The following is a 24,100-nucleotide window of genomic DNA, read 5'->3' on the forward strand; positions in this document are numbered from 1 at the left end:
ATCGTAGATTGGCACGATTTTTGCAAACTATTAAGTAGTATTTAATAAGAAAAGAAAGGTAAAAAGAGATATGACTAGTCAGTTTTCACCAAAAGTATCCGAAGTACTGGCATTCAGTAGAGAGGAAGCTACCCGACTGGCCAGCCGATCAGTTGGCCCGGAACATCTTCTTTTGGGGATGCTCAGAGAAAAGGATAGCCTGGTACAAAATGTGTTTACACGATTGAACATCAATCTTCCAACCGTGAAAGCAGAATTGGAAAACCGGGTACGAATAGAAGAAATCAACGAACCCATCAACACGTCGGAACTCGTTTTGAACGAGAGAGCCAGCAACATTTTGAAGCTGGCCGTGCTGGAAGCGAGGATTCAACATACGCAAACGGTGGACGTGCATCATCTGTTGTTGGCCATCTTGCATGACCAAGCCAACAATGGAGCCAAAGAAATATTAGAAACAAACAACATGAACTACGAAGATACGCTGACCTATTTGCGACGAATGGCAAAACCAACAAGCAGCAGACTTGACTTGCCAGACGAGGAAGAGGAAGCTGAGTTTGACTCAAGAGGACAGCAAACGGCTCATAACCAGAGCAATGTTGCACCATCAACAACGACACAGTCGAGAAAAGGGAATGGCAAAACGCCTATCCTGGACAACTTCTCTACCGATTTGACACAAGCAGCAAGGGAGGGAAAACTGGATCCGGTGGTAGGAAGGGACAAGGAAATTCTACGCGTTATCGAGATTCTGGGACGACGAAAGAAGAATAATCCTATATTAATAGGTGAGCCGGGCGTCGGTAAAAGCGCCATCGTAGAGGGATTAGCACAACTGATTGCCAAGCACAAGACATCTCCCGTGCTATTCAACAAGCGAGTGGTAAGTCTGGACATGACAGCCATCGTGGCCGGAACGAAATACCGGGGACAATTTGAGGAGCGTATTCGTGCCCTGTTGAAAGAATTGGAACAGAATCCTGACATCATCGTTTTCATTGACGAGATTCACACGCTGATTGGTGCAGGAAGCACACCTGGAAGCATGGATGCCGCCAATATCATGAAACCGGCATTAGCTCGTGGTGTGATTCAGTGTATTGGTGCTACCACATTGGATGAATATCGAAACTCGATAGAGAAAGATGGTGCGTTGGAACGAAGATTCCAAAAGGTGCTGATTGAGCCGACTACCACGGAGGAAACGCTACAGATACTGAAAAATATCAAGGAGAGATACGAACAGCATCATCATGTTCAATACTCGGATGAGGCACTGTTGGCCTGTGTCAAGTTGACAGAAAGGTATGTAACCGACCGTTTCTTCCCCGACAAGGCTATTGATGCCATGGATGAAGTGGGGTCGAAAGTGTTTTTACAGCACGCTGAAGTGCCTTCCTCTATCACCGACAAAGAAAAAGAAATCGATGCGGTTAAAATAAAAAAGCAAGAAGCTGTACGCAATCAGAATTTCGAATTGGCAGCCAGTTATCGAGACAAACAAACCGAATTGGAAATTGAGTTGGAAGACATGAACAAGCAATGGTCGTCCGGCAAGATGGACGAAAGGGTGAACATCACGGCGGACGAGGTTGCTGATGTTGTGTCAATGATGACCGGTGTGCCTGTTCAACGCATGGCAGAAGCTGAAGGCGTGAGGTTGAAGGGAATGGCCAAAGAGCTGAAAGACGCTGTCATTGCCCAAGATCCAGCCATCGACAAGTTGGTAAAGGCCATACAGAGGAATCGCATTGGATTGAAAGATCCGAACCATCCCATTGGTGCTTTCATGTTCTTGGGGCCTACTGGCGTAGGAAAGACCTATCTTGCCAAGAAATTGGCTGAGCACATGTTTGGTTCAACGGATGCGCTGATCAGGATTGACATGAGCGAATACACCGAGAGTTTCAATGTTTCGCGGCTCGTGGGAGCACCTCCTGGATATGTAGGTTATGAGGAAGGAGGACAACTAACCGAGAAAGTTAGGCGTCATCCCTACTCCATTGTTTTGCTGGACGAAATAGAAAAGGCGCACGGTAACGTGTTTAACACCCTGCTACAAGTGTTGGATGAAGGAAGATTGACGGACGGAAACGGTCGATTGGTTGACTTTAGAAACACCGTCATCATCATGACTTCGAATGCCGGTACACGCCAACTGAAGGAATTTGGGCGTGGTATTGGTTTCAATGCTGCCAACAATTTAGGTCCCAGCATGAATGATGAGGATAAGGAATACGCCCGCTCGATTATTCAGAAGAGCCTGAGCAAGCAGTTCGCACCAGAGTTTTTGAATCGTTTGGACGAAATCATTATCTTCGATCAGCTTGACTTGAATGCCATCAAGAAGATCATCAACATCGAATTGACGGGGCTATTCAAACGCATTGAAGGCATGGGATACCACATTCATGTTTCGGATAAGGCAAAAGAGTTTGTGGCTACAAAAGGTTATGACGTGCAGTTTGGTGCCCGTCCACTGAAGAGAGCCATTCAAACTTATATTGAAGATGGCGTTGCAGCACGCATTCTTTCGGGCGAACTCCAACCTGGTGACACCATCAACATCGAGAAAAAACCTGGAAAAGAAGAGCTGGTTTTCAAGTAATCAGTGCGGGCTTTGAATATAAATAAGCAAACATTCATGAACAAAAAGTCCCAAAGGTGATGATCATCTTTGGGACTTTTTGTTATATTTTGCATGGAAATGAGGAATCATCATTCCCATTCGATGGTCGAAGGCGGTTTCGAAGAAATATCGTAGCAAACCCTATTCACCCCTTTCACCTTGTTGATAATCTCGTTAGACACCTTTGCTAAAAACTCGTATGGCAAGTGTGCCCAGTCGGCAGTCATGGCATCCGTGCTGGTAACGGCACGCAATGCAACGGGATGCTCATAAGTTCGCTCATCCCCCATCACACCAACACTGCGAATAGTAGACAGCAATACGGTTCCAGCCTGCCACACTTTATCGTATAATGGCTCGCCATCGTCGCAAATCCAATCATGCAACGCACGAACATAAATATCGTCCGCCTCTTGTAAAATGGCGACCTTCTCGGGTGTAATGTCCCCAAGAATGCGGACAGCAAGGCCGGGACCGGGGAACGGATGACGCTTGATGAGATGTTCGGGCATCCCCAATTGGTAGCCCACTCGGCGCACTTCGTCCTTGAACAGCCACTGAAGAGGCTCGCAAAGTTGCAGATGCATGTCCTTTGGAAGGCCACCCACGTTGTGATGACTCTTGATAACCATGCCAGTAATACTCAAGCTTTCGATGCGGTCAGGATAGATAGTTCCCTGCGCTAACCACTTGGCATCGGTGATTTTCTTCGCTTCTGCGTTGAATACCTCAACGAAGTCGCGGCCGATAATCTTGCGTTTTTGCTCTGGATCGGTCACTCCTTTCAAGTCATCAAAGAACTTCTTGCTGGCATCAACGCCTATCACGTTCAGGCCAAGACCTTCATAAGCCTTCATAACATTGCTGAACTCATTCTTCCGCAACAAGCCATGGTCGACGAAAATGCAGGTCAAATTACGACCAATGGCTTTGTTCAAAAGTGTTGCACACACAGAAGAGTCAACGCCACCACTCAGTCCTAATATCACCTTGTCATTGCCCACCTGTTGCTGAATGCTCTCAACCGTGCTCTCAATGAATGATGCAGGGCTCCATGTTTGCTGGCTACCGCAGATGTCCACCACGAAGTTTTTCAACAAAGTGGTACCCTGTGTGGAATGAAACACTTCGGGATGGAACTGAACAGCCCATGTTGGATTCTTCTCACTGGCGTACGCTGCATACTTCACCTCGCCTGTACTGGCAATGACATGACAATCACTTGGAATGGCAGTAATGGTATCACCATGGCTCATCCACACCTGTGACTGCGGTTGGAAGCCCTTGAATAGCGGATCAGTTGCGTCAAACTTTTCCAAATGAGCGCGTCCATATTCGCGCGTACCCGTACTTTCTACCTTTCCACCATTGGTGAATGAGATGAACTGGGCGCCGTAGCAGATGCCCAAAACGGGGTACTTGCCTATGAAATCACTTAAGTCACACTTGAATGCCTCATGGTCATGCACCGAATACGGCGAACCACTCAGGATGACACCAATGACAGATTCGTCACCTTTAGGAAACTTATTATACGGTAATATTTCGCAGAAGGTATCCAATTCACGCACTCTTCGGCCAATAAGCTGTGTAGTTTGTGAACCAAAGTCTAAAATGATAATTTTCTGTTGCATATTGATGATATTACAGGATACTGATTCGTAATGTATAGAACGACACATTCCGCACAAGAACGAGCTAACTTATTAGTTACAGAATGCCCCACTCTGGTCTTCATGTCTTTCTATGGTACAAAGATAAAGGTTTTCGAGCAAATAACAAAGGGGTGCGAAAAAAATGTCGTTGAGCAAACAATTTTAGGCGCAATTGCTGAAACCTCATATAAAGATTTTACTGACCTACCACCAAAAAGTGGCATGCGCAATCCTTGAAGCGCATGCCACTAATATGATGTTTCACAACTAAATCGCTACAAAACGACAACGAATCATGCCTGTAAATCTTTGTCTTTGGCAGCGATTGACGTTGCCTCTGTACCAGAAACCGTACCTTTATCCTTGTCTGTATCGTCGTCCAGCTTCGCCTTGAGCTTATCACTGGCCGCCTCTATCTTTTCTATTTTTGTCTGCAAACGCAGGATTTCCTTCTCCTTAATCTCTATTTCTTCGCCTTGATTCCTGATGGTTGTCAATAGAGAATTCAGCTCTTCATTATCGATTTCTTCAGGATAAAGCGTATTCACCCGATTGATAAAGTCACCCAAGATGTTCATATAATTGGTAAAGGCATCGAAAGGACTGCTGTAAATGCCTCGATCCAATCCCACTCCAGACGATTTAGTGGTCATGAATCTAAAGTTGTTGCTGGCTTGTAAATAATCCCAATCCTGATTAATTCGCGGATCATTGGCGATTCTCACGCGATCAGCAACACTGTAAAGCTTGTTGAATGCCTCTCGCTGCATGGGGTTTCCAAGCCAAGCACTCACATCTCTCTCCTCATCATTCCAGCTAATTGTATCTGGAACATCCAAGGCACCAACGCTCTGGGTCTTTGAACATATCTCATAAGGAGTAGAAAAGACGATGTCTTTATGCTTTGCACAAAACGGCAATGCCTTTAAAAACTCAAGAATGTTGCTGTCCAAAGGCTGCGACATCCCTATGGCAGACAGATTCATGAAGATGTTGATTACCTGCTCTTTATCAGGAAGTTCAGCGATTCGGTTGATATAATTGTCGGCAAACAAAGGATAACCTTCCCATGAACGGTTATTGAAACGCAATGAGATGTCGTCACTCAATTCCACGTCACGCAATAAAAGTTTCAGCTTTGGCGCCAACGTACAATGATAAACATAATGAGGCGATTTCCATCCCAGCACCTGTTTGGCGCCCTCTGTCAGCATACCATCAAACCCCATTTGTGAAACTTGCAGTCCGATGTCATCACTGTAAATCAATGACGAATTGCGTAGTACACGAGGTTTTTGGCCGAAATACTCTTCCATCTTCTTGCACTGGCGCTTCACCTCTGCTGCAAAACATTCCTCATTAATCAGCGATGAAAGACCGTGCGAATAGGGTTCGGCCAAGAACTCCACGCATTTTGTTTCGTTGAGTTCTTGCAATTTCTCAAGCACTTGCGGTGCATGAATCTCCATTTGCTCTATCGCCACGCCTGAAAGAGAAAAGGCCACCTTGAAATATCCATTGTGCGTCTTAATCATGTCCAACAGGGTGTTGAGGGCTGGCATGTACGATTGATTGGCAATCTCTGTCATAGACCGCTCATTCTCATAGTCATCATAATAATAATGGTCGGTACCAATGTCAAAAAAGCGATAACGCTTCAGATGCCTAATCTGATGTATTTCGAAATATAGACAAATTGTTTTCATTGTTATTTATAGGTTTTTCGTTATTTCACACATATCTATCACACTTAACGCCAGCCCATCGTACGCTCGTAAAGCTCTCTAATCCACACGCCAACCTTCTCCCATGTAATCTGATCAACCTCTTTCTTTCCCTCTGTTTGCAGGTAGGTGAACAGACTTTCATTGTGACAAATGGAGTAGATGGCATCCGCCAGGGCATGAATGTCCCAATAGTCAACTTTGATACAGTTGGTCAAAATTTCGGCACATCCGCTCTGTCTGGAGATGATGGAGGGTGTACCACATTGCATTGCCTCTAGCGGAGAGATGCCAAACGGCTCACTCACAGACGGCATGACATACACGTCAGAAGCCTTCAAACACTCGTACACCTGTTTTCCACGTAGGAATCCAGGGAAATGAAAGCGATGTGCAATACCTCGCTGAGCCGCCAGATAAATCATTTGATCCATCATATCGCCCGACCCTGCCATGCAAAAACGTACATTGTGTGTGCGATGAAGCACCATATTAGCAGCCTCAACAAAGTATTCAGGACCCTTCTGCATGGTCAAACGCCCTAAAAAAGTGACGACTTTCTCTTTCCCCCGGTGGTCCGCACGAGGGATATCTTGCAATTCTTGCCGCAGTGGATAAACAGCATTGTGCACCGTAAAGCACTTTCGGGGATCTTGATGATACTGATTAATGACCGTTTGCCGAGTCAGCTCACTCACACACATGATACAGTCGGCATTGTCCATTCCGTTTTTCTCCATGCTATAAACGGTTGGATTCACCTTGCCCCTGCTACGGTCAAAGTCGGTTGCATGCACATGAATGCATAGTGGTTTTCCGCTCACTTGCTTCGCATGGATGCCGGCAGGATAGGTCAGCCAGTCGTGTGCATGGATAATGTCAAAGTCAAGTGAACGGGCAACCACGCCTGCCACGATAGAATAATTATTGATTTCTTCATGCAGATTATCGGGATAACGACCTGAAAATTCCAAACATCCCAAGTCGTTAACATTCATGTAATTGAAATCAGCATAAATGTGATCTCTGAATCGATAATACTCCTGGTAGTCAGTGATGTTTCCTATTCTACTTTTCACATAGTCAGCATCCACGTCACGCCAGGCAATAGGCACGTTGTTCATGGCAACCACATGGGCGTTCGACTGATCTTCGTCACCCCATGGTTTTGGCAGACAGAAGGTAATCTCCATGTCTCCCTGCGCTTTCAGTCCTTCGGTGATACCAAAACTGGCCGTACCCAGACCACCGAGGATATGAGGAGGATACTCCCATCCAAACATCAATACTTTCATTTGTTCATCCTCCTTTTCAATATTTATACTTTTCTAACAACTCCAACGTGCGCAACACCTCTGCCACGTTCATGGCATACGAGATGGCTCCACGCCCATGGAACGGCGGATTGCCATCAAACAACTCGGGAATCGTACCCAAGCAGTGCTGCATCATCTCGTCCTCATAGCCCACCATCTGACGCTCGATGAAACTCAATCTCGTTCGTTTGTACAATTTCAGACACGCTTCCATGTAAAAACCACCCAGCCAAGGCCATGCCGTTCCCTGATGATAGGCATGGTCGCGCTGCGTCTGCGGCCCCACATACATGGGGTTGTAACCATTGCTTTTGGGTGACAACGAACGCAATCCCTTTGGCGTTAGCAATTCTCGTGTACAAACATCCAACACATTTTTCTTCTGCTCTTGTGTAAGCGGTGAATAATCAAAGGCAACAGGGAATATCATATTGGGTCGAACGCTCCAATCGGGGCGCCCATCATCCACATAATCAAACAGATAACCGTGTTCGTTATAGAAGGTATTCACAAACGATTCCTGGCATTTTTTCGCCAAAGCTTCATAATGATCTACGGTTTTTAGGTCTCCGCTTTCTTCTGCCAAGGCTGCTACATACTTCAGCGCATTGTACCATAGCGCATTAAACTCAACGATGTACCCCGAACGTGGAACAACTGGGCGACCATTTGCGATAGAGTTCATCCATGTCACTGGCTTATCTCTGCCATTCGACTTGAGCAGTGCATTACTCTCGAGGCTGAGATTAGGATGGCGTCCAGACTCGATGAAATCAACGATTTTCAACACAAATTGATAATACCGACTGATACATTGTTCCATTCCAGCCTCCTTACCGTATTGCTGAATGGCCCATACCGCCCACAACAACACGTCGGGCTGCTCTATCTCATATATTTTTACGGTCAACGGCCTGCCTTCCATAAACTCGGTGAGACCTCTCATGGCCGTTGCCATCACTAACTCAAAATAGTCTTGTTCCTCGATAGACAAGGTCAATCCAGGCAGGGCGATAAACGTATCGCGCGCCCTACACTTAAACCAGGGATAACCAGCCAGGATGTACCGTTCGTCTTCAGATGTACGATTGTGGAACTGATGGGCAGCGTTGACCAGACAGTGAAAGAAATTGTCGCGCGGACTACGCGCCTCTACTTCTTCGCCGAAGAGTTGTTGCAGCTCTTTCGGATCGCAGGAAGAGGTAGATGCCGAGAACACGACCTGCTCTCCTTTCTTGATGTTCAGCTCGAAATATCCGGGCACATAGAGATCTTCATTGGACGCATAGCCACGCTCACGTTCTTTAGGATACTCCACTCCACGATACCAATCGGGCTGGAACACAAACTCATTGTCTTTAGAAAACTGCATGAACAGCTCGGGGTAACCTAGGTACATACATGTCTTGATGCCCTTGTCCACTTGCGCAAAGTCTCTGCTAGCCGTCGCATTTTCGTGCGTGAACTGTCGAACGCTACGGAAAGCCAAGAAAGGTTTGAAACGCAAGGTGGTTTCAGAGTGTGCATCCAGCAGCGTATAGCATATCAAGATTCGGTCTTCATAGTGTTGGAAAACCACCTCTTTCTTCAACAACACTCCACCTACCCGATAGATGGTCGTAGGAACTTTGTCACAATTGAACTCGCGAATATACTTGTGTCCATTCGGACTGAAATGATCGCCCTGATATTTGTGCAAACCCAGGTTGAACGCTGCACCATGTTGGATGACCGTAACATCCAACGACGACAATAACACATGATTATCATCGTCAAGTTCGGGGACAGGAACAACCAACAAGCCGTGATACTTGCGGGTGTTGCAATCCACAATGGTAGAACAGGAATAGGCTCCCGACCGATTGGTACGCAGCAATTCTCTCTGAAGAGATTCCTCCAAATTAGTCATGAAAGCCCGTTCAAATTTAAGATAGCTCATAGGCCTATTAAGGTATAATATTGGTCTGTTACTAGATTTAACGGCCGCAGCAAACAACATTTCTGCGTGTTTGACGGCGGATTCAAAGTTAGTCATTTTTCAATTGAAAGCAAAATAAAACCGAACTTTATTTGTAAAATTCATCTTATTTCGCTCTGGATGAGCAACAAATGTGGTTTTCCCTCTTGTCTGTCGATGTTAGTAGACAACGTGGTTCCTGCACCATTCACAAGCATGTTTTCACCAATATCATTTCCGTAAAAAACCAATGCCGATACAGGTACGCAGACGGATGTAACGCCCAAAAACCAGTTCAGTGAACGCTGGCAGACAAAACTCAATGAGTTTGATGTCCAAAGTCAATGAGTTTGGAGGTCAAAGTCAATGCGTTTAGAGGCCAAACTCAATGGGTTTGGAACCGAAACGCTGAAGCCTTGGGAGACAACTGCAAAAATAAGAAAAGAGATTAGTCTGGCAACAAGAAATTGATGGCTTCGGGTTCTATCGACAACGTGAATTTTCCAACCGGCGTCTTCATCAGTCGTCCATCAATACCCACCATGGCATGTTCGGCCGTAAACACTTCAACCTTTTTGGTACGATAAGGGTGTACACTCTTGTGATTGAGGAACTTACCTCGCAAAAACAAATAGATACCCTCAAAAAGTTGGGTCATTTCGGGATGATAGACCACAGAAACATCCAACTGGCCGTTGTAGGGAACGGCGTTTGGCGTTTGGCCATATCCCAGCGAGTTACCCACGCACACCGTCATCACCTTACGCTTAATGATATCGGTATTAATCTTGAGATGCATTTTATAATCCAGTCGTTGGAAGATTAACAAGGCGAAAGAAAAAAAGAACGACAGGGTTCGCGACCCAAATAAGCGGCGTGTTTTGCGGCGCAGGTTCATGATGGCTGCGATGAAGCCTATGTTCACACAATTCAAGAAATAGCGCCTGCACGCCTCACCGTTTTTATTAGTGTACCGCATGCAACCCAAATCCAATTTCTTGACACGGTGTTTTTTCAGCGCTTTGATGATACGCTCTTCCTCGCCTTCCCGCATATTCCAGAAATGGGCAAAGTCGTTCATCAGTCCATTGGGGATAAGTCCTAAAGAAATCTCGTCACGCAGCTGCGAATCGGCCTGCATCATGCAGTTGATGGTGTCATTGAGAGCCGAGTCGCCGCCAACGATGACAATCGTCTTGTACCCCGAATTGATGAACATCTTGACCAAACGACTCACGCTTGCGGAATTCTCGCTTTGCACATAGTCGTATTCCACCCCATTGGCTTTCAGGCTTCTTTCGATGCGCTCCCAATGTTTCTGTGGTCTTAAAGCATTGCTCTTGGGGCAGTAAATAATCCCCCACCGTTTGTTGTCAATAGCCATATATCTCTTTCGTTCTTATTATTTTTTCCTCCATGGGCAGCGTCGCGTCAATCCAATGGATGACGAACCCTCGCCGTTCCATTCCCCTGAACCAAGTCATTTGTCGCTTGGCAAACTGATGGATGGCAATTTCGAGTTGCTGAAACATCTCGTCATAGGTAGTTTTTCCAATGACATACTCGGTTACATACTTATATTCCAATCCATAATAGATAAGATTTTCGGGCGGTATACCTGAAGCCAATAACCCTTGAATCTCCTCGATCATGCCATTTTCCAATCGGTGTTTCAGTCTGTCAGTAATCTTTTTCCGGCGTTCTTCCCTGTCAATGCGCAGTCCGATGATGCATGCGTCAATGGGTGGCAGTGCGCGTTGGGGCATGGGATGCTGCAATAGATGGGTTTCAATCTCAATGGCCCTGATGGCGCGCTGCGCTGTATCTACGTCAGATTGATTGTGCATCACCGAATGGTTTTTATGCTTCAAATCAATCAATATGTCCGTCAATTCGGCCAAAGACTTGCCGCTTAGCTGCTGCCTCAGATGCTCATTCTGGGGCACGGGCGACAGCGCATAACCTTTCAACACGGCTTCTATGTACAGACCAGTGCCGCCACAGAGGATGGGAATGATGCCTCTGGAAACAATATCCTCGTATGCTGCATGAAAATCTTGCTGATACCGGAACAGATTGTACTTCTCTCCAGCATCAACAATGTCAATCAAATGATAGGGAATTTGCTTGTGAACGACATAGTCAGAGAGGTCTTTGCCTGTACCGATATCCATCCCTCGATACACCTGTCGGCTGTCGGCGCTAATGATTTCAGCACCGATATCGGCTGCAAGATGGGCTGCAAATGCCGTTTTCCCACTGGCCGTTGGACCTAAGATTGTTAACATCTTCACGCGACAAATATACTAAAAAAAAGCCGTTCGAGCTATCTCGAACGGCTTATTTATCGTTAAACGACTAATTTTGATTAGCCATTAACCTTTGCCATGTGCTTGATCAACTCAACAACCTTGTGTGAGTAACCAATTTCATTATCGTACCAAGATACAACCTTTACGAAGGTGTCTGTCAAAGCGATACCTGCCTTAGCGTCGAAGATAGAGGTACGTGGGTCGCCCAAGAAGTCAGAAGAAACAACAGCCTCTTCAGTGTATCCAAGAATACCCTTCAGTTCGCCCTCAGAAGCGTCCTTCATAGCCTTGCAAATCTCGTCGTATGAAGCTGGCTTAGCCAAGTTAACGGTCAAGTCAACAACAGAAACGTCCAAAGTAGGAACACGCATAGACATACCTGTCAGCTTGCCGTTCAACTCAGGAATCACCTTACCTACAGCCTTAGCAGCACCTGTTGAAGAAGGAATGATGTTGCCAGAAGCGGCACGACCACCACGCCAATCCTTCATAGAAGGACCGTCAACAGTCTTCTGTGTAGCGGTAGTAGAGTGTACAGTGGTCATCAAACCATCGGTGATACCAAACTTGTCATTCAACACCTTAGCGATAGGAGCCAAGCAGTTGGTGGTGCAAGATGCGTTAGAAACGAACTGTGTACCCTTCTCATACTTCTCGTGGTTTACACCGCAAACAAACATTGGAGTGTCGTCCTTAGAAGGAGCTGACATCACAACATATTTGGCACCAGCCTGGATGTGAGCCTGTGATTTCTCTTTGGTCAAGAACAAACCTGTTGACTCAACAACATATTCTGCTCCAATCTCATCCCACTTCAAGTCAGCAGGGTTGCGTTCTGCGGTCACACGAATCTTGTTACCGTTCACAATCAGTTCAGACTTCTCAACGTCATACTCGATTGTACCGTTGAACTGACCGTGCATGGTGTCATATTTCAGCATGTATGCCAAGTAATCAACTGGACAAAGGTCGTTAATACCTACAACTACTACGTCTTTTGCATTAGCCTCTTCCAAAGAAGCACGGAAAACGAAACGACCGATACGGCCAAAACCGTTAATACCAATTTTAATCATTTTACTTTTAGTTTATTTATTAAAGGGTTAAATTATAAATCATAGAAATGATTGTCATCCTGATGACAGAATCTCTCATCGTGTCATGAAACAACGAAAAAAACGAACGTCAAGTAACAATTATCCTTTATTTGTATGCAAAGTTACAATTTATTTTCTATATTTGCATGTGATTCATGTATTAAATAATATAAAAAAGCCTTGTTATTCGATAACTTTACAGAATATAATCATCGAAAAAGAACAATGACAAGTCTACATGACAAAATATCGATTATTATTATAAAAAAAAGACAATTATGAAGAAGTTTTTAAATGAGTTCAAAACATTTGCCATGCGTGGCAATGTGGTTGACATGGCTGTCGGTGTAATCATCGGAGGTGCCTTTGGTAAAATTGTATCATCCCTCGTGGATGACATCATCATGCCTCCCATTGGTTTTCTGCTTGGCGGTGTCAACTTTAAAGACTTGAGTATCAAACTGGGCGAGAAACTCTCAGAAGATGGCAAGAGCATGGAAGCCGTAACATTGAACTATGGCAACTTTATTCAGCAGACGGTTGATTTCCTAATTATCGCCTTCTGTGTATTCTTGCTCGTCAAAGCAGTCATGAAATTCACTAAGAAGAATGAAGAAGAGCCTGAACCAGCAAAACCTGAACCCACAACAGAAGAGAAACTCTTGACGGAGATTCGTGACTTGCTGAAGAACAAATAAGCAAAATTCTTCGTTTACACACAAGAAACAAGTGGGTAGGTCAATCATCATCACATACCTACCTAAAGATAACAACGGATGCTTCACGATGAAACATCCGTTGTTTGTTTATTCTTTTACCCACAAAGCCAGCGAAACTCGATTAGACTATCAATTGTTTAGCGTGACCTTCAACGGCGGCTAATCTTTCAAAGAATAGGTAATGGTGGTCACCACTCTTACTTTTTTGATGTAAGGCGTGTTGGAATCACGGTCCTCAATGGAGAACTGTCCTTGATCAGCACTGGTAATCTTGTTCAGTTTGCTGCGACTGTTTTCGGCAAATTGCTGGGCTGTTTTCTCAGCATTATCAATGGCTTCCTCCATCATCTTGGGTTTCATGGCCGCGAAAGACACATACTCGTATTTCACAGGATTCTCATATCCACCATCCACAATGGCCACTCCTTCCTTGAGTAAGCTGCCTTGTTTGGCGATAATGCTTCTCACCAACTTTACTTTCTTCGATGTTACGGTTATCGATGAGGTGATGTTATAGCGATAACGCGACTCATTGCTGGAATATTGGTTGGCATTCATGTCAATCACCGAGGGTGCGTTGACGCTGATTTCGCTTTCAGATATACCGTTACTCAGCAAGAAATTCTTGATGATGGCCTGTGTGTTGGCAATGTTCTTATACAGCTGTGGCAGGTCGTTGCCAATTTCTTTTGATAAGATGGGCCATGTCACTTTGTCCGCCTCAACCTCTTTTTCCGACAATCCTTTTACCGTTACCTTGTGGTCTTTGTTCACAAAGTTATCGATACCGCCCTTTATCGCAAATCCTAAAACGACGATACTGAAGGCGATGAGTGCCGCAGATAAAACTTGTCCTTTCATATTTTTATGTTTTTGATGAATCATTCTGTATGACACAAATATAGGATTTTCATTTTAATTGTATGCGCGAATTGGATGATAAATGGACGTAATTAAAATTAAATAACCTTTCGTCAAACATTATAACACATCAAATAGTAAGGGAAAAACATCTCACACGAAGGACTGACAGCTTCTTTCAGACAGCCAATGTCAAGGTAAACGGAAACCAAGAAAAACCAACTAATATATTTTGAAGTATGCACTGTTTCGGTTAACTTTGCAGGCAAAATGCAGAAAGGCTTTGCATCTTTGAATCTAATAGATAGAATACACCCGGCTCATTCTGCTTAGTCATCAACTCTTAGTAAGACAAAAACAGTGCATATAGCCATCGCAGGAAACATCGGAAGCGGCAAGACAACCCTCACAAACATGTTGGTTAAACACTATGGGTGGACGCCTAAATTGGAATCGGTGGACATCAATCCATATTTGGACGACTACTATCGATCCATTGAACGATGGGCTTTTAACCTTGAAGTTTACTTCTTGAAGCAACGTTTTCATGACTTGCTGGATATAGCTCAATCGAAAGAAACCATCGTACAAGACCGTTCGATATACGAAGGGGTATATGTGTTTGCCGCCAACAACCGAGATATGGGTCATTTGTCTGACAGAGATTTCAATACTTACATGGAACTGTTTGAGGCTATGATGATGGCTGTCAAGCTTCCTGACCTCATGATTTACCTCCGTTCGTCTGTTCCCAACCTGGTTGGACACATCCAAAAGCGCGGTAGAGACTACGAACAGGCCATTCCACTGGAGTATCTCACGAACCTTAACGAGCGTTACGAAGATTTTATCCTCAATAAATACCAAGGCAAAAAGCTCATCATTGAGGCGGACGCGCTTGACTTTGAGCACAATCCGAAAGACTTTTCAGGAATCATCGACAAGATTGATGCGCAACTGTTCGGCCTCTTTGGCAATCTGTAATCACAACGCAGCGTCTTTTCAACATATCAACAATCATTCTATTCACACAACAAACACTCATTCATCATGCACATAGCCATTGCTGGAAACATAGGAAGCGGCAAGACAACCCTCACTACCATGCTTGCCAAACGATATAATTGGATACCACAATTCGAGCCAGTAGACGACAATCCGTATCTGGATGATTTCTATGCCGACATGACACGATGGTCGTTCAACTTGCAAATCTACTTTCTCAACAAGCGGTTCAGAGACGTAGTTGCCATCAGCAAGAGCAACGACACCATCATTCAAGACCGCACTATCTTTGAAGATGCCTGCATCTTCGCACCCAACTTGCACAGCATGGGTATGATGAGCGACCGCGATTTTGACAACTATACAGACCTTTTCAACCTCATGATGTCGCTCGTGAAGTTGCCTGATCTCTTGATTTACATCCGTTCAGGGATTCCAAACCTGGTTTCTCACATCCAAAAACGTGGTCGTGAATTTGAAAAATCCATCCGAATAGACTACTTACAAGGGCTCAACACGCTCTACGAAAACTGGATTAGCACGTACAAAGGGAACCTCATGATTGTTGATGGCGACCGCCTTCATTTCAAAGAAAACCCACAAGATTTCAAGGAGATTACAGATATGATTGATGACCGATTGTATGGTTTGTTCCCGCTTGACGTGAAATAGTGCCGGCACGGCTGCGCCTTAAAAGTGTTAGAACGGGGGAAGTAGGTTGTTAGGGCACAGCGTTTTCAAAATCATCGCTTCAGTCTTCTATACCAATTCTTGAGAGCTGGGCGCGGAACACCTAATGACACAAGACGGTCAAGATCTTCTCTTGCCTTTTCAGTTTTACCCAATTGAATGCGCAGTTCGGCTCTGTTCAGCAGATAATCAGTATTTTTCTGATCCCTTTTGATGGCCTCTGAATAATCGTATTCGCCCAACTCAAGCATCCCCTGCTCTACTTCAATTCCCGCACGAGCGGCATAAGCCACCGCACTGTCGGCATGTTGACTCACCAACAGGTTAATCTGATTAAGTGCTTCCGTATGGTGTTTGTCCTTCTGATTGAGCAAAGCCAGACCTAAAAGCGCAGAAAAATGTCCGGGAACTCTTTGCAACAGATTCTCATAATCAAGTCGGGCAAAATTATATCTCCCCAATTTTTGATTGGCGAAAGCCCGATAATACAAGGCAGCGATGTTGTCTTGATTTTTGTTCAACACCCTATCATACTCGTCTTTAGCATACTGCCACTGCTCTAATTGTAAATTCCACGCAGCTTTTTTCAACCGCAAGTCCACACTATCAGGATGATATTCCAAGGCTGCGGTGGCCTTCTTCAAACTATCACGCAACGCTTCACGCTGTTGTGCAAAACCGTTTAAAGGCAAAAGAGACATGAAAAAGAGTATGAAAACAGACAAGATGCACGCCTTTTCCCTGAAAGAAAAAGCATCTAAAGTACATCTCAACATGCTGATAAAACCACTCATAACAGTCTCTTTTTCACTATTTTATACCAAAATCTCTATCGTATTCATTGAGAAAAGTGCCCATTCATCAAAACGGAACAGGCTCTGCTGGAGGCAAATCTCCTAAAGGTGTGGACTCTGGAGGTGGGAAACCTCCATTAAGACGCGACTCCATAAACTCCCCACCTTCTGGAATTGGCATCGAATAACCTTCGTCCAAGTTTTCAAAACGCGTATACTCGCCACGGAAATTAAGCAGCACATCGCCCGTCGCACCTTTACGATGCTTGGCTATGATGATTTGAGCTTTACCTCGTAAGTCCACCCCATTGTTGTCTTCATACAACCGATAATACTCCGGTCTGTGCACAAACAGCACCAAGTCGGCATCCTGCTCAATGGCACCCGACTCTCGAAGGTCGCTCAACTGCGGTCGTTTTCCCTCCAATCCATCGCGATTCTCCACGTTACGGCTCAACTGTGACAGAGCCAGTACTGGGATATCCAGCTCTTTAGCCAGTCCCTTTAGTGAGCGGGAGATAGTAGAAACCTCCTCCTGACGGTTGCCAAACCGCATGCCATTGGCATTCATCAGCTGCAAATAGTCTATCATGATAATCTTTACGCCTTTCTCTCTGACCAGCCTACGCGCCTTGGTTCTTAGCTCAAAGATACTCAGTCCGGGCGTGTCATCTATATAAATAGGTGTACCCATCAGGTTTCTCACTTTCGTATCAAAACGTTTCCATTCATCAGCAGTCAATTGTCCACTCAGAATCTTGTTGCCCGCAATCTCACAAGTATTGGATATCAAGCGGTTTACCAACTGTACATTGTTCATTTCCAGTGAGAAAAAGGCAATAGGTTCATGATGATCTACAGCGATATTCTTAGCAATAGAAAGTGCAAACGACGTTTTTCCCATGGCCGGACGACCCGCAATAATCACCAAGTCAGACTTCTGCCAGCCACTTGTAATGCCATCCAATTTGGTATATCCAGAAGGTATTCCCGTCAAATCACCTGTGTTAGCAGATGCCTTTTGCAGTATTTCCGTTGCTTGGGCAATCACAGGATCAATTTGCGTATAGTCCTTCTTCATGTTGGTTTGCGACAACGTGAAGAGATCACTTTCGGCTTCTTGCATCAATTCATCTATATCCTGCGACTCATCAAACGCCTTGGTTTCGATGACACTGGCATAAGAAATCAACTGACGAGCCAGCGATTTCTGCGAAAGTATTTTGGCATGATACTCAATGTTGGCTGATGACGCAACCTGTGCACTAAGCTCCACTACATAGGCAGCACCCCCTATCTCCTCCAACGTCCCCTCTCTTTTCAGCTGATCGGTCACGGTGATGATGTCAACCGGCTTCTCCTCCATCGTCAACGACTGGATGGCATGGAAAATCTTCTGGTGCCTTGGCTCGTAGAATGACTCAGGACGAAGAATCTCGGAAATGATGGAAAAAGCGTCTTTGTCTATCATCAGTGCCCCCAGAACAACTCTTTCTACGTCAGTTGCTTGTGGCTGAACATGCGCATAAGAGTTATCTATCGGTGTTGGACGCTTGTTTTTGGTAGTGGCCATGGTTGAAGTATTTTATTGTTTTACCAACTTGGGAATGCAAATGTATAAAAAATAGTTCAACTATCGCCCATCGGCGTTCATCTTTTTACATTCCACACCACTCTACAGCAATCATAACAAAGTGGAATAAAATCTTACAATTCGTTTTGCTATCTTATTGATTTAGTATATCTTTGTCAGCAAAAACACAAATATTACTTATGGAAAACAAGGAAAAAGAGTCAGTGCAATTACCTGAAAATGCTTTCAGGGAACTGAAAGAAGGAGAAGAGTATCAACCCATCATGCACGCAAACCAAACCTACCCCGAGGTCAATGCGTGGTCAGTGACATGGGGTATCCTCATGGCGATGTTGTTCTCGGCCGCCGCAGCCTATCTGGGTTTGAAGGTAGGACAGGTGTTTGAGGCAGCCATCCCCATTGCCATCATCGCCGTAGGCGTGTCAACAGCCGCCAAGCGAAACAAGGCACTTGGTGAAAATGTGATTATCCAAAGCATCGGAGCCTGCTCGGGTGCAGTGGTGGCTGGAGCCATTTTCACCCTGCCTGCCATTTACATTCTTCAAGCCAAGTACCCCGAAATGAGTGCGTCGTTCATGAAAATCTTCATGAGTTCAGCACTGGGAGGAGTCATTGGCATTCTATTTCTGATTCCTTTCCGCAAATATTTCGTGAGCGACATGCATGGAAAATATCCGTTCCCCGAAGCCACTGCCACCACACAAGTGCTTGTGAGCGGTGCCAAAGGCGGGTCGCAGGCCAAGCCATTGCTTATGGCCGGACTGGTTGGTGGGCTTTATGACTTCATCGTAGCCACCTTTGGATGGTGGAATGAGAACTTCACCACCCGCGTTTTCGGCTTAGGTCAGCAGCTGGCCGATCAAGCCAAACTGGTCTTCAAGGTAAACACCGGCGCAGCCGTGATGGGCCTTGGTTACATCATCGGACTGAAATATACCTTTATCATCTGTATGGGTTCGTTCGCCGTTTGGTGGCTCATCGTGCCAGGACTGTCACTGTTGTTTGGCGACACCATCCTAAACATCGGTGGAACCAACCTCACCATGACGGTGGGCGAGATGTCTCCCGAGCTGATTTTCACCACCTACGGCAAGAGCATCGGTATCGGTGGCATTGCCATGGCGGGCATCATTGGCATCATCAAGAGCTGGGGTATCATCAAAAGTGCCGTTGGACTAGCGGCTAAGGAGATGAAAGGCCAAGGTGAGGTGACGAAAGAAGAGATACGCACACGCAGGGATATCTCGTTCCGCGTCATAGCCATCGGCTCCATTGCCGCCATTCTCATCACCTTTGCATTCTTCCTTTTGGGCGTTATGCACAACTTTACGCATGCGCTGATTGCCATTCTCTTAGTGGCCATCATTGCCTTTTTGTTTACCACCGTGGCAGCCAACGCCATTGCCATCGTAGGCAGTAACCCGGTATCGGGCATGACCTTGATGACACTTATCTTGGCCAGCGTGGTCATGGCAGCCGTGGGACTCAACGGTCCCGAGGGCATGGTAGCCGCCTTAATCATGGGAGGCGTGGTGTGTACCGCTCTCTCCATGGCCGGTGCGTTTGTCACTGACCTGAAGATTGGCTATTGGTTGGGAACGACACCAGCCAAACAAGAAACTTGGAAGTTCTTGGGAACCCTGGTCAGTGCGGCTACCGTGGGCGGCGTGATGATGCTGCTCAATCAAACTTACGGCTTCGATCCGGCACAACAAGGGCATCTGGTGGCACCGCAAGCCAATGCCATGGCAGCTGTTATCGAGCCCTTGATGAATGGTGCGGGCGCACCTTGGATCTTATACGGCATCGGTGCATTGTTGGCCATCATCCTCACTTTACTCAAAATTCCCGCACTGGCATTTGCATTGGGCATGTTCATTCCGTTGGAACTCAACACGCCCCTCCTCATCGGTGGCGCCATTCACTGGTTTGTGACCACACGCAGCAAGAACAATGAGGTGAACAAACAGCGCGGAGAGAAGGGTACGCTGCTGGCCAGCGGCTTCATCGCCGGCGGTGCGTTGATGGGCGTTTTGAGCGCGTTGCTACGCTTTACAGGCTTCAATCCCATCAATCCAGATTGGCTTGCCAACCCCTTGTCCGAATTGCTGTCACTGGCCGCATACCTGCTGTTGATTAGCTATTTCATCTTAGCTACGCGAGACAAGAGCAAGGCTTAAACATTGAATGGCAGTCTGGTGCAGGGTTCCAAACCCAGACTGCCATACTAAATTCACGTTGAACCACATCGTTTCGTGTAGGTTTATCTTTGTGAATTTTCTTGACAACGCATCTTCTCATGCTTGGCTTATTTGCAAACGAACACAGGTTTGCTTGCAAATACGCCAAGCATGAGCGTTTTTCGCAGTTCACTGACACACAAGACATTACGAATTATTCAGCCGAATTGGTAATTAAATTCAAGCATTTTTCGGCTAAAAAGCATGCCTTCATGCCCCCAATTTGCGCGCAATTGACTGGTTATAGCATGCATATAACCTGGTAAAAGCATGCTTCTTGTGTAGTTAAACCATTGCTTTAACCATAAAACGCGATTTTTCTTAACACATCATCCCCTATTTGCATCCTCTTTGCCTATCGATTTTTTCTAGATTGAAACTTTTCAAGAGCCGATTTAAGGGATGTTTTTGAGATAAAAAATTGACATTTTTGCATGAAACACCCGTTAGGGACGTGATTCATCACGCTCCACTCTACCCCATAACACGGCACTTACATTGAAGTGATGATGTTGATGAAATAAAAGAATAAGGATGATTTATTACCATCAATCATCATTTCTTTAATGACAAATCCGTGTGTCACCACGCACAATAAGAGTATTTGCAAGTGTAAATTTTCGAAAGTTTTGTCTATCTTTGCAAGTGAACTTTTAGAGGGTATCGCTGCAAAATGCTATCAATGACCGAAGTGGTTTTGATGTCATTTACTTGAAGTTTTGAAAAGAATGCCGACACCAACGGTCGTTTCCACAACGATTGGCTGAACATGATTTATCCCCGACTGAAAGTAGCAAGAGACTTGCTCTCAGAAGAAGGACTTATATTTATTTCGATTGATGACAATGAGGTACATAACCTCCGCATTGTTTGCGATGAGGTTTTTGGAGAGAAAAATTTTGTAGAGTTGCATCATTAAACAATTATGGACAATCATATACAAGACACAACAGGTTTCAGCTCCCTATATTCGGACATCTGTTCGATTATAGAGGACGCCCGTGAGCAAGCATACCGTGCTGTCAATGTTTCGCTCACACTCCGCAATTGGATGCTTGGTGAACGCATTGCACGTGAGAAACTTGATGGAGAAGAAAGAGCCGAATATGGAAAACAGGTAATAACTACACTTGCTAAAGAACTAACTCATGCGTATGGCAAGGGGTTTGAACGTGTTTCTTTGTATAATTATTTGAAGTTCTATCGTTGTTTTCCACAGATTGTTGACGCAGTGAGTCAACAATCAGCAAAAGTAGACGCAGTGCGTCAACAATTAGAAAACTTCAACACCATGAGTGGGCAATCTGAGATTGTGAACGCAGTGCGTACAAAATCTAAAGATTCATTTCCGCTTAGCAGAAAAATTCTGCCATGGACGCATTATCGGGAACTAATAAGGGTAGAAGATCCTATTGTGCGTAGGTGGTATGAACAAGAGGCATTGAGGGAGATGTGGAGCACGCGCACCTTGCATCGTAATATTGTCTCACAATATTATAACCGCCTACTCCAATCTGCACATAAAGATAAGGTTGTTGACGAGATGCACAAGCTCACAGTTCCTATGCAACAGGATAAGTTGGAATTTATCAAAAATCCTGTAGTGGCAGAGTTTCTTGGCTTGCAGTCGGATGCAGACTTTACAGAGTCTGAACTGGAAAGCAGCATCATCAACCATTTGCAGAAGTTTATCATGGAAATGGGTAAGGGATTTGCCTTCGTAGGAAGACAACTGCACATTCGCACGGACATGGGCGACATCGTTGAACTGCAAATGATTGTTTTTGACAACAAACAACGTTCTATAAACGAAAGAGCCGTGTTACAATAACATAAATTACGCCTCAACCCATCAACCTTTCACTAATTATTATTACCTTTGTGACGTCATATATATCGAAACTAAAAGATTAAATAATAATATGAGTAAACAAGTAGAAAAGATTAAAGAGCTGGTAGCCAAGAGAGAACAAGCTCGTCTTGGCGGTGGCGAGAAGGCGATAGAAAAGCAGCATGCGCGTGGAAAATACACGGCGCGCGAGCGTATTGACATGCTCGTGGACGAGGGCTCGTTCGAAGAATACGACATGTTTAAGCTGCACCGCTGCCACAACTTCGGCATGGAGAAGAAACAGTTCCTGGGCGACGGAGTCGTGACGGGTAGTGCCACCATTGACGGCCGCTTGGTTTACGTTTACGCACAGGATTTCACCGTGAACGGAGGTTCGCTCTCGTTGACCATGGCTGAAAAGATATGTAAGATTATGGATTTGGCCATGCAGAACGGAGCTCCTGTCATCTGTATGAACGATTCGGGTGGAGCGCGCATCCAGGAAGGCATTTGTGCCTTGGCTGGTTATGGTGAGATTTTCGAACGAAACATTCTTGCCAGCGGCGTGGTTCCGCAGATTTCTGCCATCCTTGGCCCTTGTGCAGGTGGAGCCGTGTACTCTCCTGCCCTGACAGACTTTATCATGATGGCCGAAGGAACCAGCTATATGTTCCTCACAGGGCCAAAGGTGGTCAAGACGGTAACAGGCGAAGACATCGATGCCGAGCATCTGGGAGGCGCCAGCGTGCATGCCACGAAGAGCGGCGTGACCCACTTCACCGCCAAGAACGACGAAGAGGTGATACAGCTTATCAAGACGCTGTTGACCTATCTTCCGTCCAACAACACCGAAGAGGCGCCGCGCGTGGAGAACACCGACCCAGTTGACCGCACGAGTGACTTGCTCAACGAGCTATTGCCCGACGATCCCAACATGGCCTATAATATGTATAAGGTGATTGCAGAGATTACGGACAATGGCGAATTCTTCGAGGTACAACCCAAGTTTGCCAAGAACATCATCACCGGCTTTGCCCGCTTCAACGGACAGAGCGTGGGCATCGTGGCCAACCAGCCACAGGCTTACGCCGGCGTGTTGGACACCAATGCCAGTCGCAAAGGGGCGCGCTTCGTTCGCTTCTGCGATGCCTTCAACATCCCCATCGTCTCACTGGTGGACGTTCCGGGCTTCCTTCCGGGAACCGGTCAGGAGTACAATGCCGTCATCCTGCATGGCGCACAGCTGCTCTACGCCTATGGCGAGGCCACCGTACCGAAGATTACCATCACGCTACGCAAGAGCTATGGCGGAAGCCACATCGTGATGGGATGCAAGCAATTGCGAGCCGACCTCAACTTTGCATGGCCAACAGCCGAAATTGCCGTGATGGGAGCTTCGGGTGCCGTGGCTGTGTTAAGTGCGAAAGAAGCAAAGGCAAAGAAAGAAGCTGGTGAGGACGTGCGCGCCTTCCTGGCCGAGAAGGAAGACGAGTACACAGAACTGTTTGCCAATCCTTATCAGGCAGCTCAGTATGGTTATATAGATGATGTCATCGAACCTCGCAACACACGCTTCCGCATCTGCCGCGGACTGGCACAGCTGGCACACAAGCGACAGAGTCTTCCGGCCAAGAAGCACGGATGCATGCCAATGTAGAAACATCAAGTAGAAA

General features: G+C 45.7%; 18 protein-coding genes and 1 pseudogene. 8 read left to right on the plus strand and 11 right to left on the minus strand.

Translation table 11 applies throughout. The features are described from left to right. The first annotated feature begins 70 nt into the window (after positions 1-70). Entirely contained in the window at positions 71-2,611 is a 2,541-nt protein-coding gene (locus NQ518_RS03890) for an ATP-dependent Clp protease ATP-binding subunit (protein WP_227960815.1), read from the plus strand. A 110-nt stretch (positions 2,612-2,721) separates the two neighbouring features. On the opposite strand, the gene guaA is transcribed toward NQ518_RS03890, so the two are convergent. The 8 genes from guaA to gap all read right to left on the minus strand — a co-directional run bounded on the left by guaA (position 2,722) and on the right by gap (position 12,672). Then, the gene (guaA, locus tag NQ518_RS03895; protein ID WP_227205784.1) at positions 2,722-4,266 is read right to left on the minus strand and encodes a glutamine-hydrolyzing GMP synthase; all 1,545 of its coding nucleotides are present in this window, start codon (positions 4,264-4,266) and stop codon (positions 2,722-2,724) included. Positions 4,267-4,580: 314 nt separating this feature from the next. Then, entirely contained in the window at positions 4,581-5,993 is a 1,413-nt protein-coding gene (locus NQ518_RS03900; RefSeq protein ID WP_227205786.1) for a glycoside hydrolase family 57 protein, read from the minus strand. 44 nt (positions 5,994-6,037) lie between these two features. Next, the gene (locus NQ518_RS03905; RefSeq protein ID WP_227205788.1) at positions 6,038-7,306 is read right to left on the minus strand and encodes a glycosyltransferase family 4 protein; all 1,269 of its coding nucleotides are present in this window, start codon (positions 7,304-7,306) and stop codon (positions 6,038-6,040) included. Between the two features lie 16 nt (positions 7,307-7,322). Continuing rightward, positions 7,323-9,266: a glycogen debranching enzyme N-terminal domain-containing protein gene (locus NQ518_RS03910; protein WP_227205790.1), complete on the minus strand. Its 1,944-nt coding sequence runs from the start codon at positions 9,264-9,266 to the stop codon at positions 7,323-7,325. 140 nt (positions 9,267-9,406) lie between these two features. Further along, a complete protein-coding gene (locus NQ518_RS03915) occupies positions 9,407-9,607 on the minus strand; it encodes a hypothetical protein (protein WP_227205792.1) in 201 nt (66 codons plus the stop codon). Between the two features lie 125 nt (positions 9,608-9,732). Further along, positions 9,733-10,668 (minus strand): diacylglycerol/lipid kinase family protein, encoded by a 936-nt coding sequence (locus NQ518_RS03920; RefSeq protein WP_227205794.1) that lies wholly within the window; start codon positions 10,666-10,668, stop codon positions 9,733-9,735. Then, positions 10,658-11,572 (minus strand): tRNA (adenosine(37)-N6)-dimethylallyltransferase MiaA, encoded by a 915-nt coding sequence (miaA, locus tag NQ518_RS03925; RefSeq protein WP_227205796.1) that lies wholly within the window; start codon positions 11,570-11,572, stop codon positions 10,658-10,660. Before miaA ends, NQ518_RS03920 begins: the two co-directional genes overlap by 11 nt. Before the next feature lie 80 nt (positions 11,573-11,652). Continuing rightward, positions 11,653-12,672 carry a type I glyceraldehyde-3-phosphate dehydrogenase gene (gap, locus tag NQ518_RS03930; protein ID WP_004348308.1) on the minus strand — a complete coding sequence of 340 codons (1,020 nt, stop codon included), beginning with the start codon at positions 12,670-12,672 and terminating at the stop codon, positions 11,653-11,655. Positions 12,673-12,971: 299 nt separating this feature from the next. Between gap and mscL the strand changes: the two genes are divergently transcribed. Continuing rightward, positions 12,972-13,391 (plus strand): large-conductance mechanosensitive channel protein MscL, encoded by a 420-nt coding sequence (mscL, locus tag NQ518_RS03935; RefSeq protein WP_227205798.1) that lies wholly within the window; start codon positions 12,972-12,974, stop codon positions 13,389-13,391. Positions 13,392-13,571: 180 nt separating this feature from the next. On the opposite strand, the gene NQ518_RS03940 is transcribed toward mscL, so the two are convergent. After that, entirely contained in the window at positions 13,572-14,273 is a 702-nt protein-coding gene (locus NQ518_RS03940; RefSeq protein WP_227205800.1) for an SIMPL domain-containing protein, read from the minus strand. A 360-nt stretch (positions 14,274-14,633) separates the two neighbouring features. Between NQ518_RS03940 and NQ518_RS03945 the strand changes: the two genes are divergently transcribed. After that, positions 14,634-15,257: a deoxynucleoside kinase gene (locus tag NQ518_RS03945; RefSeq protein WP_227205802.1), complete on the plus strand. Its 624-nt coding sequence runs from the start codon at positions 14,634-14,636 to the stop codon at positions 15,255-15,257. A gap of 66 nt (positions 15,258-15,323) precedes the next feature. Then, the gene (locus tag NQ518_RS03950) at positions 15,324-15,950 is read left to right on the plus strand and encodes a deoxynucleoside kinase (RefSeq protein ID WP_227205804.1); all 627 of its coding nucleotides are present in this window, start codon (positions 15,324-15,326) and stop codon (positions 15,948-15,950) included. A gap of 71 nt (positions 15,951-16,021) precedes the next feature. Here NQ518_RS03950 and NQ518_RS03955 read toward each other — a convergent pair whose 3' ends face one another. Both NQ518_RS03955 and dnaB read right to left on the minus strand, forming a co-directional pair. Further along, positions 16,022-16,762, minus strand: coding sequence for a tetratricopeptide repeat protein (locus NQ518_RS03955; protein WP_374211132.1), 741 nt, complete (start codon positions 16,760-16,762; stop codon positions 16,022-16,024). A 67-nt stretch (positions 16,763-16,829) separates the two neighbouring features. Beyond that, complete coding sequence (dnaB, locus tag NQ518_RS03960) at positions 16,830-18,335, minus strand: replicative DNA helicase (RefSeq protein ID WP_102696925.1); 1,506 nt, start codon at positions 18,333-18,335, stop codon at positions 16,830-16,832. Between the two features lie 200 nt (positions 18,336-18,535). Between dnaB and NQ518_RS03965 the strand changes: the two genes are divergently transcribed. The 4 genes and pseudogenes from NQ518_RS03965 (at position 18,536) to NQ518_RS03980 (ending at position 24,084) form a co-directional block, all read left to right on the plus strand. After that, on the plus strand, positions 18,536-20,536 hold the full coding sequence (locus NQ518_RS03965) for an OPT family oligopeptide transporter (protein WP_227205806.1): 2,001 nt from the start codon (positions 18,536-18,538) through the stop codon (positions 20,534-20,536). 778 nt (positions 20,537-21,314) lie between these two features. After that, positions 21,315-21,500 (plus strand): annotated as a pseudogene (locus NQ518_RS03970) (DNA methyltransferase); the annotation flags it as partial. A 21-nt stretch (positions 21,501-21,521) separates the two neighbouring features. Beyond that, complete coding sequence (locus NQ518_RS03975) at positions 21,522-22,427, plus strand: PDDEXK nuclease domain-containing protein (RefSeq protein WP_260107757.1); 906 nt, start codon at positions 21,522-21,524, stop codon at positions 22,425-22,427. Positions 22,428-22,518: 91 nt separating this feature from the next. Next, positions 22,519-24,084 carry an acyl-CoA carboxylase subunit beta gene (locus NQ518_RS03980; RefSeq protein ID WP_227205808.1) on the plus strand — a complete coding sequence of 522 codons (1,566 nt, stop codon included), beginning with the start codon at positions 22,519-22,521 and terminating at the stop codon, positions 24,082-24,084. Positions 24,085-24,100: the final 16 nt, after the last annotated feature.

The sequence above is a fragment of the Hoylesella buccalis ATCC 35310 genome (genome assembly GCF_025151385.1).
Lineage (GTDB): Bacteria > Bacteroidota > Bacteroidia > Bacteroidales > Bacteroidaceae > Prevotella > Prevotella buccalis.